The 11,747-nt window shown below is 40.1% G+C and carries 14 protein-coding genes; 9 read left to right on the forward strand and 5 right to left on the reverse strand.

Annotated elements, in window-relative coordinates; genetic code table 11:
* Positions 1 to 389 precede the first annotated feature (389 nt).
* The 3 genes from F612_RS0100960 to F612_RS0100970 all read left to right on the forward strand — a co-directional run bounded on the left by F612_RS0100960 (position 390) and on the right by F612_RS0100970 (position 2,777).
* Positions 390 to 1,214: a DnaJ domain-containing protein gene (locus F612_RS0100960; protein WP_019555869.1), complete on the forward strand. Its 825-nt coding sequence runs from the start codon at positions 390 to 392 to the stop codon at positions 1,212 to 1,214.
* Between the two features lie 192 nt (positions 1,215 to 1,406).
* The gene (locus tag F612_RS0100965) at positions 1,407 to 1,802 is read left to right on the forward strand and encodes a GFA family protein (RefSeq protein WP_019555870.1); all 396 of its coding nucleotides are present in this window, start codon (positions 1,407 to 1,409) and stop codon (positions 1,800 to 1,802) included.
* Positions 1,803 to 2,156: 354 nt separating this feature from the next.
* Positions 2,157 to 2,777: a hypothetical protein gene (locus F612_RS0100970; protein ID WP_019555871.1), complete on the forward strand. Its 621-nt coding sequence runs from the start codon at positions 2,157 to 2,159 to the stop codon at positions 2,775 to 2,777.
* A gap of 534 nt (positions 2,778 to 3,311) precedes the next feature.
* On the opposite strand, the gene F612_RS0100975 is transcribed toward F612_RS0100970, so the two are convergent.
* Positions 3,312 to 3,701, reverse strand: a complete 390-nt coding sequence (locus tag F612_RS0100975; protein WP_019555872.1) for a Gfo/Idh/MocA family oxidoreductase — start codon at positions 3,699 to 3,701, stop codon at positions 3,312 to 3,314.
* A 324-nt stretch (positions 3,702 to 4,025) separates the two neighbouring features.
* On the opposite strand from F612_RS0100975, the gene F612_RS0100980 reads away from it, so the two are divergent.
* Positions 4,026 to 4,346, forward strand: coding sequence for a DUF4389 domain-containing protein (locus F612_RS0100980; RefSeq protein WP_019555873.1), 321 nt, complete (start codon positions 4,026 to 4,028; stop codon positions 4,344 to 4,346).
* Between the two features lie 274 nt (positions 4,347 to 4,620).
* On the opposite strand, the gene F612_RS13270 is transcribed toward F612_RS0100980, so the two are convergent.
* Positions 4,621 to 5,157 carry a hypothetical protein gene (locus F612_RS13270; RefSeq protein WP_019555874.1) on the reverse strand — a complete coding sequence of 179 codons (537 nt, stop codon included), beginning with the start codon at positions 5,155 to 5,157 and terminating at the stop codon, positions 4,621 to 4,623.
* A 395-nt stretch (positions 5,158 to 5,552) separates the two neighbouring features.
* Here F612_RS13270 and F612_RS0101000 point away from each other — a divergent pair, with 395 nt between their 5' ends.
* The gene (locus F612_RS0101000; RefSeq protein ID WP_019555876.1) at positions 5,553 to 5,867 is read left to right on the forward strand and encodes a hypothetical protein; all 315 of its coding nucleotides are present in this window, start codon (positions 5,553 to 5,555) and stop codon (positions 5,865 to 5,867) included.
* Positions 5,868 to 5,977: 110 nt separating this feature from the next.
* Here the strand turns inward: F612_RS0101000 and F612_RS0101005 are convergent, their stop codons facing one another.
* Positions 5,978 to 6,574, reverse strand: a complete 597-nt coding sequence (locus F612_RS0101005) for a hypothetical protein (protein WP_019555877.1) — start codon at positions 6,572 to 6,574, stop codon at positions 5,978 to 5,980.
* 592 nt (positions 6,575 to 7,166) lie between these two features.
* On the reverse strand, positions 7,167 to 7,598 hold the full coding sequence (locus F612_RS0101010) for an acyl-CoA thioesterase (protein ID WP_019555878.1): 432 nt from the start codon (positions 7,596 to 7,598) through the stop codon (positions 7,167 to 7,169).
* Between the two features lie 147 nt (positions 7,599 to 7,745).
* Here F612_RS0101010 and aroC point away from each other — a divergent pair, with 147 nt between their 5' ends.
* The 4 genes from aroC to F612_RS0101030 all read left to right on the forward strand — a co-directional run bounded on the left by aroC (position 7,746) and on the right by F612_RS0101030 (position 11,186).
* Positions 7,746 to 8,846: a chorismate synthase gene (aroC, locus tag F612_RS0101015; protein WP_019555879.1), complete on the forward strand. Its 1,101-nt coding sequence runs from the start codon at positions 7,746 to 7,748 to the stop codon at positions 8,844 to 8,846.
* Positions 8,847 to 9,021: 175 nt separating this feature from the next.
* Positions 9,022 to 10,167, forward strand: coding sequence for an MFS transporter (locus tag F612_RS0101020; RefSeq protein ID WP_019555880.1), 1,146 nt, complete (start codon positions 9,022 to 9,024; stop codon positions 10,165 to 10,167).
* A gap of 93 nt (positions 10,168 to 10,260) precedes the next feature.
* Positions 10,261 to 10,656, forward strand: coding sequence for a lactoylglutathione lyase (gene gloA / locus F612_RS0101025; protein WP_019555881.1), 396 nt, complete (start codon positions 10,261 to 10,263; stop codon positions 10,654 to 10,656).
* 50 nt (positions 10,657 to 10,706) lie between these two features.
* The gene (locus F612_RS0101030; protein WP_019555882.1) at positions 10,707 to 11,186 is read left to right on the forward strand and encodes a DUF2721 domain-containing protein; all 480 of its coding nucleotides are present in this window, start codon (positions 10,707 to 10,709) and stop codon (positions 11,184 to 11,186) included.
* An 88-nt stretch (positions 11,187 to 11,274) separates the two neighbouring features.
* Here the strand turns inward: F612_RS0101030 and F612_RS0101035 are convergent, their stop codons facing one another.
* Positions 11,275 to 11,745, reverse strand: a complete 471-nt coding sequence (locus tag F612_RS0101035) for a MarR family winged helix-turn-helix transcriptional regulator (protein WP_019555883.1) — start codon at positions 11,743 to 11,745, stop codon at positions 11,275 to 11,277.
* Positions 11,746 to 11,747 lie beyond the last annotated feature (2 nt).

The following is an 11,747-nucleotide window of genomic DNA, read 5'->3' on the forward strand; positions in this document are numbered from 1 at the left end:
TTAACCGATTATGTTCTGCCTATATTTAATACTAAAATAATGCCGTAAAATCCCAATTAAAACGGTTATTATATATTTTATACGTAAATATTCCGTTGATGGTTGACGTAATCTGTCGTTAGACAAAAGACAAATGTAAACCGTCGTTAAGTAAGTCACTCTTCAGACGATCAAGCATTAGAAAGGAATTCAGGAGTTAGAGACTCTCTTTAGGGGCTAAAATGATCCTAAGTAAACTGAGTTGTGTGGATAACCTAAGCTTATGTTGCTGATTTTACGTTGTAAAAGGTGATCGAATCAGTACAATCAGATCTCGTTTCATTTCCCAGAGTAGATCTTTTGGCTTTGGTTAAAGTTTTTAAAGGTAATTAATTTAAAGGTAAGTCGTTTTGCGTTTTATAAAGTATTTAGTCTTAATTATTGTGGTTATTTTCTTCCAGTTGATTCGTTTACTCTTTAAAAGTACACGTAAAACCGTGGATATTGGAGTAGATGCCTATAAATCGGTGAAGCACAGTGAGAGTTTTGATGAGGCTTATAAAAATTTTACCAGTAACCAATATAGTAAGGCACGCTTAAGCATCCCTGAAGAAATTATTGCTTTAATGGCTAAGATTGCCAAAAGCGATGGCACTATTAGTGAGCTTGAAATCGAATTTATGAGCGACACTATAAAATCGATGACCCGTGCAATGCAATCGGCTGGTTTACCGACCGTCATCATTGATTCAGCCAAAAAGAAGCTATATGACTTAGCCAACAAAGCTAAAAGTGATGAAAATCCCATTTCGTATTATTGTCAGACATTGAGTGAATCGGGATTAGAGATAAGAGCGGGCGCTTTGATGCAGATGATTAGCTTTGCTTCTTTGGATGGCCTGTCAGAAAAAACCTTAGCAATGCTGTTTGAAATCGGTCGTTTACTGACCTTTAACGATGAGCAGATACAGCAACTGATTGATCAAGTGAATGGTCGCGGTGGTTCAGCTTATTCAAACCCGACAATGCACGAAAATCCTTATGCTGTATTGGGTTGTTCGGAGTCTGATGACTTTGCAACGATTAAAAAAGCCTATCGCAAAATGGTGAAAGAGAATCATCCTGATTTTATGCATGGCAAAGGAGTGGATGATGCTGATATCAAAGTGGCGACAGAAAAAATGCAAGATATTAATGCCGCGTTTGAAGATATCAAAAAACGTAAGGCTCAGTAACCACTGTTTGGCTTGATGAAGCATTCAATTAGCATCTCCTTTAACCTTGGTAGATTGACCAGGCCTGGTAGAGTTTATAATGACTTACTTGTAAATTATTGTCTATTTAGTAAAATCACTTATTATAGTTCGGGGTTGCCAACTCAAAAGCACCTTGTTTTGTTTTAGATCTGTTGTTGGGAGTGACTCGTTATGTATACCGGTAGTTGTTTGTGCGGTCAGGTTCAGTTTGAAATCAGCGGTAAAATTGACGATATTGTTTGTTGTCATTGTTCACAATGCCGAAGAGCACAAGGGAGTGCGTTTGCTACCAATGCGAACGTGAACAGCACGGATTTTAGGTTTACCCAAGGTGAAGATTTGCTCACCAAATATAAGAACAATGATAAGGGCGATAAATATTTTTGCAGTCGTTGTGGTTCGCCTATGATGGCTAAAATTCACGCAACTCCTGATAAAATAAGAATACGGCTTGGCACGATCATTGACGATATTGTGGAACGCCCCACAGCACATATCTTTGCCAGTTCAAAAGCCAATTGGGAAGAGATTTGTGGTGACTTACCTCAATTTGAAGAACGGGGTTAAGTGTCTCCCATAATGTCTTTTCCTACAAATATTTAAACGTGACTGTTGAGCCTTAAATTGTCATGGTGATAAGCTACTTTGAACGGTTAAGGTCTCGCCAATTTAAATGAGATCAATTGCTATAGCTTCATTTTCTTTTCAGACTGTGTAGTTGTTTTTTTTGCAGCCTTTCGGTATTGTTGGTGCAATTGAGTAATTTATTCAATTTAATTATTTTAGGCTTGTGTGAAATGGCGACTCGCCCATGGATCAAATCTATCTTATTGGTAGATGTCATGTATTTTAGAAAACGATGTATTAGAGGGTGTTTTCTTTGATTTACGCAAGCTTTTTAACTGACAGTTAGGAGGTTTTATGAAGTTTCATTTTAAAAGTGTATCTAAGTCGGCAGTATCAGCTTTAATTTTTTCCATGGGGATGGCAGTATCCGCTTCGGTACTTGCAGGACCTCAAGCCACGCCAGGTGCTAATTCAATGCCTCATGGGCAGCCTTCACAGCAACTGAGTCCTGAGAAACAAGCAATCGTGTCGGAGCTAGAAAGTCTTCAAAAAGAGTTACAAGCGACACAACACTCTTTACAAGGTGTCCAACAACAAGCATTCAAAAAAAATCCATCTTTTATAAAGCAGCGAGAAAAACTGCAAGCCCTCGTGTTTAAGAAAATGTCTACTAAAGACTATGACGCGACAAAAGAGGTGCGCGAGTTGCAATCTATTGCGACTAAATATCAAAAGGGTAAAACAAAACCGACTCAAGAGGAAGTATTGAAATTTCGCCAGCGTGATCAGGCTTTCCAACAACGTCAACAAAAAGCTATGCAGGATCCTGAAGTACAAAAAATGACAATGTCGCTTAAAAATAATGTGGAAAAAGCAATGATGGCCATCAATCCCAAAACAAAAGAGCTAGTGGCTCAGATGGAAAGCAAGTCAAAAAAGTTTATGCAACTTCGTCAGAAAATGGCAAGCATGTAATTTAGTCACTTAATCGACCTGCTACAGGCTGACTCAAACACTTTCAGTGAAGCCTTCACTGAAAGTGTTTGAGTGTTGACAAAACGTCCTATCCCCTCCCTATAACAGTGTAGAGTCTTCTTAACTGCCTACTCAACCGTTGTTACCGTCTCTTGATTGAAAGCGTATTATCTAAGAATACCGCTTTGAAATGAAAATTTTCTGACGTAAACCTTGCACGTTTATTGATATTATTTGGGTTTAACAATACCCACCGATACTCAGTATGGCGGCTGTTTTTCAATCGTTTTATTTGTGATGCATGAAGTGATTAATGTCAGTTGACCACTTTAGAATCGTGATCACCTCTGAGAATGGCTTGGCTAAGGATGGACTGTCTTGGTTGATGCATAAATCGAAGCCGTCGGGAGACTGAAACTTCTATGTTTTAAACGTCGTTTAAAGCGCCGTTAGCCACTCATTTCTAACGGCAAAAGAGATAATAAACTCTGTTTTGAATGATGTCTTTTTATGATAAAAACAAACGGGTCTCTTTTAGTAACCTATGTTTTCATGGTGTGCCTGTGGAATGTCTTCCGCACCAGGAAGCAAATACCACATAAGGTAATCGACTACCATCGGCACAAGTACCGTATGGTGGTTGTCCGTTGCTTGTAATTGCTGACGGATTGCTTGTTTTATTTCTGGACGATTTGACGTATCCATGATGATATCAATGTGCGAACCGAATTTTTCAAGCGCATCTTCAAAATCTGGGAAGTTTGGAATCCCACGCCCGAGCGCATCTTTAAGTAATGGATTATTTTCATTGGGCTCACTGATGCCGATAATCTCGACATGTTCTGGTTTCATGTTGGTAAACTGTTCATAAAACTTGCCACCAATACGTCCTAGGCCGACCATTACTATGGTTATTTTTCTCATACATCCTTCTCCTTAAATTGTGCTTACAGTCGATTTAAAACTTCTTATGTATAAAGATTTTCATTAGTGATTATAGGGATATTGATAAAGATACTTTTGTGAAATTTTTTATATCTGCCCGAGCAAAATTTATATGGAAAAGAGAGCTCATTAACTATCGTTAAAATATACTTATTGAAGGACCATAAAAAACGTAAAACAATTCGACCAGGCCTGGTCAGTTTAGAAATGGCATCTTTTCTTTTATCTATTTATCTGTAAAATCAATGGCACTAAAGTATCCAATAAATTTATGATTAAATCACTAAAGAAAAGGATCGTAATATGAAAGATGACACCGTAAAATCTTATAAAGATAAAAGCGTGTGGATGCGTGGCCTGTATATGCTGATGTTCATAATCTTATTGGGCGTCGCGAAGTTTGTTTCGTTTGTCGTGATACTGATTCAATTCTTAACGGTACTATTTACGGCAGAAACCAATCTTAAATTGGTTCAATTTGGTAAAAGCTTAAGTTTATACCAATATGAAATTATGCTGTTCTTAACTTACAATAGTGATGCGCACCCATACCCCATGGGAGAGTGGCCAGAAGTAACAGAAGTAACAGAAGTTGCTGAAACTACTGAAAAAAATAAAGGGTAAAGGTTCTGCCCTTTTCGGCTAATTGTTGGAATTGCGAACATGGCACTTTGCCTTTTCTTGGCTTATGTAAAAAAGTGATCAATATTGTCTTTTCTTCATTCGAAAACGACTCAATGTGTTGGTCTTTTTAAAGACCTTCACCTCAATTTTCAGTGGGATATATGGGGTGTATCTCTAAGAGTAAGCCTCTTGAATTAATCAATGACTCTTTCGTTTTATCAGTGTTTTCGTTTGTTTTTAATCGTTCGCTAACCCAATTGGTGAATGTTGATGGCTACTTTGCAATGCGTTGCTTGATGTGCTGATAAGCTTTGCTAAGTTCATCGGCCACTATTTTGGCATTTTCGACGATGGCTTCTGAGGTCTCTTTCGTCGAATCCGCGATATTCTCAGCGTCTACCTTTAACGTTTGCCATTGCTTTTCTGTCGGTTCGAATGCTTTTTGTACTTCCATTGAGGCCAGATGCAGTTGCAGTTTTATTTCATCACGTTCTTTTCTGAGAGCTTCAAGGGAGCTTTCAAGTTCCGCTTGAGCCGTGCTGGTCTTAGCTGAAAGACGTTGCGAAATCTCATGATAATGTAGTTTCAAATGTTCGCCCTCTCGTTTCGCTTTAGCAATCAATTCGTCAGTGCGCTCTTGGTTATCATCCTCGATTTTGGCGATTTTATCTTTAAGGCTTAGCCATTGTTTTTCCGCCAGAACAAACTCTTTATTTACTTCCTGAGAAGCTTGATGTAATTTGGAGTTGATCCAATCGCGTTCAGTGGCCAACTTTTCGAATAAAATTTTAAACTCTTTCTTAACACTCATGGTCCGTCTCACTTGTATTGGATTTAAGTTACCTACGGCAGTCGAGATAAAATGTCTTTATTTAACGTTAAATTATCATTACTACGCTTAATCATTTTAGGCCTATTTTTGATCTATTTTTGGGCGATTTACTTAAATGAAATTAAATAATGATTTGCATCAAGAATAAAACCGCTACTTAGTCTCATCAGGTGTTGAAATGAGATGAACCGAGAGGATACCATTCTTATTTTAGGAGTAAAAATCTTTTCGAAAAACGAGCCGTTTAAGTGAGAAAACAGTCGATGAGATCTACTATAATTCGGAGATTAAGAGGCACTTCTAGAACATCATTAGACAAGCCTGTTTAGATTCGGTAATCTAGCGATAATAAAATCAGTTGTGTGGAGGTAAGGGTGCAGAAAAAAAGTGGATTGTTATTAATCTTGTCTTGGTTATCAGGTTTGGTGGGGTTGGTTTTAGGGCTTGTTTTAGAACCTATGTGGTTTGCGCGTTTTGGCAGTTTAATGGTGTTGCTCTCACTGATGAGTGAGTACTTATTACTGCATAATGAATTAAACCGTTTATATGTCAGTTTAGAGAAAGTGGATGACTCGGGCGATATTCCCGATCTGTCGCCCTCTAAATGGCATTATAAAAAAGTTAAATTGTCTCACCTGACCATCATCCTCGGGACTTTAATTTGGGGTTTTGGGGATTTACTGATTTAAGCAGGTTCAATGTCTGAGCCAACGAGCTTGACTTTTACACTCCCCCGAATAAGCTGTGCTGTAAAGTTCGAACCTTGCCTTTAGGCACGGATGAGTTACCTACTGCTTTGCTATTTTGAAGTGGGATAGTAAGTGTAGTTGATGCTGACGGAATTTGATCTCTCGCCATTTATGAAACCTAAACCAAATCGGTGCTTTTTAGAGGGCCAAATACCGATGCCAAATTTAGTTGAGGTATTGCCAGAATTGGTCTGTGTCAGCTCTGAATAGCCTAAGGCTGCTAGAAGGTCAATCGAGTCTGTTAACCAAGCCTTTACGCCCGCTGAGAGGACATAGCCATGATCATTCGCTTTTATGCATGACGTCTTAGAACAATCCTCAGCGGCAGCCCTCGCGTAGCTGGCGGTGGCAAAGCCATCCACGAACTGCATGAGCGGAATAGCCCCACCAATACCAAGCTGAGTGCTCTCTCGGGTCACATCAAGGCCGTTTACATTCTTTTCTGCGGAAAGATAAGAACCCAGCAAATAGAGGTTGCTGTGAATTTGCAGTGAAGCGTTCATACCGTAGGCATTTAACTCTTTTGATAGCCCATTTACATTGATTTGACCAAGATCCATTCCAAAGGATGTATAGCTAAAGTTAGTGGCATTGGCTACGTTTGCAAACAATGCAAGAATGGTTAAAGGAATGAGTTTTTTTAGCATAAGCTATGGCTCCAGAGGCACTTGATTTGAATGCAAGGGGGTTACTCTATTACGATGATTCATCGTATTTAAGACTGTTATGAATAAATTATCAATTCTCTAATGAAACTAATTGGTTTTCAAACGTTTTTTACTGCATAGGGTTGATCTCACCGATGTTGGTTTATATTACTCTGGACTCGCGAGAAAAAAGGCCACGATTGAACAATGAGATGATCATTCATACGCATAAGCATTTTAGACCTATTTAGGAAATGATTGAATCAAATAAGACGAAATAATAATTTGTCCATGGTTTGTCCACTTGAGAGTGCTGTTCACCATGGATGCGTGAATAAGCTCTTACTGAAAAAGGCATTAAACTCGGTAAAATGTCAGCTTAGACGTTCGTTTAGAAAAGATTGAAATTTGGGTGATATTCCTAAAACAGGGTCTCTAAAGAGAGTTCAAAAAGAAAATTTTGCTTACCAGATCATTGTTTTCGGCAGGGTCAATATAGAAACTTGGAATTGACGTTAATTTAACAAATTGGTTAAGGCCGTCTCTTTTAACCAGGCCTGGGCAGATTGTTTAAGGAGGCCTTATTCCCCCCTTAATTAAGATAGGGAGCAATAAAGGCTTCAGGGATGGGTTTGGGGCGCAGATTTTTTAAATCAACACACACAAACTCGGTGGTGGCGGTGAAGACAGTCAACCCATCACCTACTCGAATAATCTGATAATGACGTTCTCTTACACAACAGCCTTTTTGTTCCCCTAACCAAGTGCCAATCAACAGTTCATCATCTAAATAACTCCCTGCATGGTAAAACATTCGATGTTCTTTAATCACCATAATTCGATTGAGTCGTTTTTGGGTATCGTGATTGATACCGACCGATTGGCTATGCAACCAGGCCACTTGTTCCATCCAAGTTAGATAGGTTTTATTGTTGACGTGTTGTAGAAAATCCAACTCATCGACTTGCACGGTATGGCCATGAATAAAAGGCTGGGACGATTGCCAATGCTGTTGCCGTTTCATAGGGTTCTCCTAAAGTTGTCCTGAAGTTGTAATTATGTTGGTTTTGGGGTGTTTTCGATTGTTTTTTAAGCGGTCTCAAGAATGCACATCAGGCGTTTTTTAGGTAGAATATACAGATTATAACCAAGATTAGAAAGAAGTAGGCTTATGTCGGGTAATACGCTAGGACAAAATTTCAAAGTCACTACCTTTGGTGAGAGCCATGGAATTGCATTAGGCTGCATTGTAGACGGCTGTCCTCCTGGTATGGATTTGTGTGAAGCGGACATTCAAGCTGAGCTTGATCGCCGTAAACCCGGCACCTCTAAACACGCAACGGCGCGTCGCGAAGATGATGAAGTGCAGATTCTGTCGGGCGTGTTTAAAGGTAAAACCACCGGCACGCCAATCGGTTTGCTAATTCACAATAAAGATCAACGTTCTAAAGATTACTCTAAGGTGGCGGAAACTTTTCGACCCGCGCACGCAGATTACACCTACACACAAAAGTATGGTCTACGTGATTACCGTGGTGGTGGACGTTCTTCAGCACGGGAAACGGCAATGCGCGTTGCCGCGGGGGCGATTGCTAAAAAATATCTTAGAGAGCGTTTAGGCGTAGAAGTGAAAGGTTACTTGTCTCAGTTAGGACCCATCATGGTTGAAAATGTGACTTGGCCATTCGATAACAGCAATGAATATTTCTGCCCAGATTTAGAGAAAACCGAAGAGATTCGTGCCTATATGGATGAGTTGCTCAAACAGAAAGATTCAGTTGGTGCAAAAATCACCATTATCGCCAAGAATGTCCCTGTGGGTTTGGGTGAGCCGGTGTTCGACCGTTTGGATGCTGACTTAGCACACGCCTTAATGAGTATTAACGCCGTTAAAGGTGTCGAGATGGGCGACGGTTTTGCGGTCGCTGCGCAACGCGGGACGGAACACCGTGATGAAATGACGCCGCAAGGCTTTGAATCGAATCATGCGGGCGGTATCTTAGGTGGTATTTCGACGGGTCAAGAGATCATAGCGCACATCGCGTTAAAACCAACGTCGAGCATTATGACACCAGGTCGCAGTATCAACGCGGCAGGTGAAGCCGTTGAGATGGTCACAAAAGGTCGCCACGATCCTTGCGTGGGGATTCGCGCAACGCCGATTGCCGAAGCACAGATGGCAATTGTTCTGTTAGATCATTTTATGCGTAACCGCGCACAAAATGGCGATGTCGTCCCACCGATTATGGATTTGGCACACGCGTCAGATTAAGTTTTCTTGTCACTCATAGAATAAAACGCTCATGCGGTTAAAATCCAACTAGACGATACAAATACAACGGAGTATTTATGAATCAACATAAATACTCCGTTTCTGTTTCTAGACGGATCTAAAGCTTGCTCTTAAAGCATTCAACCCCTAATCTCAGAGTCACTAATTTACCATTATGTCAGACGGTTCCTTTCAATCCACCCATAAACGCTTATCGCTACACTATTTTTTATATTTTAGTGTACTTGGTGCGTTATTACCTTATTTAGGGCTGTATCTACAGTCTCTGAATTTTAACCCAATTGAAATCGGTCAGTTATTGGCGGCTTTGCTCTTAACGAAAATTGTCGCACCAAATGTCTGGGGTTGGTTGGCCGATCGAAATGGTAAAACCATTCATTGGGTGCGTGTTGCCACAGGTTTAACTTTACTGACGAGCATGGGTTTAGTGGTCTTTGAAAGCTACTGGGGTTTAATGCTGACGATACTGGTCTTCAGTTTTTTCTGGCACGCTTCTTTACCGCAATTTGAGTCTTATACTTTTGGGTGTTTAGGCGATGAAAAGCACCGTTATGGGGATATTCGCCTTTGGGGGTCGATAGGTTTTATTGCTGCGGTGGTGCTAATTGGTTGGCAGATTGAAGTCTTCAGTGTTTCGGTTCTGCCTTGGGATCTGGTGTTTTTACTGGCATTGGTGTGGTTGAGTGCTTATTTAGTGAAGGAGGGTAAACGCCATCACGATAATGAACTGTCACTGGGGTTTTTAGACATCCTTAAACGGCCAGAAGTTATCAGTTTATTGATGGTCAGTTTTTTAGTCCAATTATCACACGGCGTTTATTACGGTTTTTTCACCATTCAGTTGAGTGATTTAGGCTACGATAAAACCACCATTGCATCATTGTGGGCTTTGGGCGTGGTAGCGGAAGTGGCCGTGTTCTTTTGGATGCGAAAAATTTTCAGTCGCTACACGGTTCGCTTTTTAATTTTGTTAAGTGTCTTTTTAACCTTAGTGCGCTGGCTAATGACCGGAACTTTAGATGATAGTCTATCGTGGATGGTTGTGGCGCAACTGCTGCATGCCGCAAGTTTTGGGCTATTTCATGCAGCAGCCATTCATTTAATTGATGACTACTTTACGGGTAAACACCACGGTAAAGGTCAAGCCATTTACGCTGCATCCAGTCATGGATTGGGGGGCGCTTTAGGCATGTTAATGGCAGGTTATGCCTGGGCCGCAGGGGGGGCTTTACTCGGTTATGTGTTAAGTGCTTTTGCCGTGTTGATCGCATTAGGCATTGCTTGGCGTTGGACTAAATGAATATTCAAAAACTGACCAAATAAGAGAATAAAAACCTTATAACATTGTTAAGATTGAGCCATCACACATTAAGAAGCAATTAAGGAGAAAAAGATGCGTTTATTACACACCATGTTACGAGTCGGTAACTTAGAAAAATCGATTGCTTTTTACACTGAAGTGCTTGGTATGACGTTACTGCGTCAAAAAGAATACCCAAAAGGCGAGTTTACGTTAGCGTTTTTAGGCTATTCTAACGAAGCGGAAAATACGGTATTAGAGTTGACCTACAACTGGGGTGTCACGGAATACGATTTGGGTAATGGGTATGGACATATTGCCATTGAAGTGCCCGATGTTTATGCCACGGCGGATGCGATTAAAAAGGTGGGTGGTAAGATTATCCGCGAAGCAGGACCGATGAATGCAGGCAATACGATTATTGCATTTGCCGAGGATCCTGATGGGTATCAGATTGAATTTATAGGCGAAGGCCATATTCGTACTTGATTTATGTGTCTCAATGAAATTTAGAGGCTTTTAATTGGAGTGATCACACTGTGATTTTTACCATTGATGATAGTGCCGTCAATACCGTTTCACACCTTATTCAATTATCGGTTGCTCCTGTGTTTTTGATTGCCGGTGTTGGGGCGATTTTGGGCGTATTTTCGCAACGTTTGGCCCGGATTATCGATAAAGTCGATAAGATCAATACCGAGCTACAGCAGTCACAAAAAGATCCCTGTATGTCTAAGAAAAGTGCTGGTGAACGAAGAGTCCAAGCATTAGAAATCCAACGAGTCTATTTAGAGAAGCGTTCTAGAAATATGAATTTTGCGATACTCTTGTGCACCATGACAGGGTTCTTAGTCGCATCGGTCATTATGGTTCTCTTTTTAAGTTCATTCTTTTCATTTAGTGGTGGCTTGCTTATTGCCAGTTTGTTTATATTGGGAATGACGACCTTTATGTTGGCCTTAACGCTCTTTTTAAGAGAGATTTATATGGCGACTCATTTTATGAGAATGCGCGGGTAGTCTTATTGGAGTGGGTTAATTTTGTCTGCTAAAAAGCACCTGGTCAGGTGCTTTTTTTATATCTAAATAAATAGGTTTCTGTTTTAAATCAATTGAGTTGCTCGACAATTTTCTCAAGCTTATCACCCATTGACTGTAACTCTTTAGCGGTGGCTTTAAGGTTATTTTTATGAGCTTGAATAATCTCTTTTAGGATTTCTAAGCCAATGGCTTCACCTTTAGGCGTAATTTCAACCCAATGGCTGCGTTTGTCATCTGGATCCGGAATTCGAATGATAAGCTTCAACTCTTCAAATTTTTTTAGTACCTTAGTGATACCACCAGAAGAAACAATTAAATTTTTATAAATCTCAGAAGGTTTCATGAGACCATTATCGGCGACCCTTAAAAGGGTGGCGAGAGTATCAAATTCAAGTGTAGTAAAGCCATGTGCTGCAAATATTTTTTCTGAGTATTGCATAATGCGTTTATGCGTTAAAAATAAATTAAGTATAAAAGCGTGCATTTCTGGCGCATCATTACAAAGAGGGCAGCGGTCTTTAAGGCTATTTATTGTCATGC

Origin of the sequence: Thiomicrorhabdus arctica DSM 13458 (assembly GCF_000381085.1) — a bacterium.
Lineage (GTDB): Bacteria > Pseudomonadota > Gammaproteobacteria > Thiomicrospirales > Thiomicrospiraceae > Thiomicrorhabdus > Thiomicrorhabdus arctica.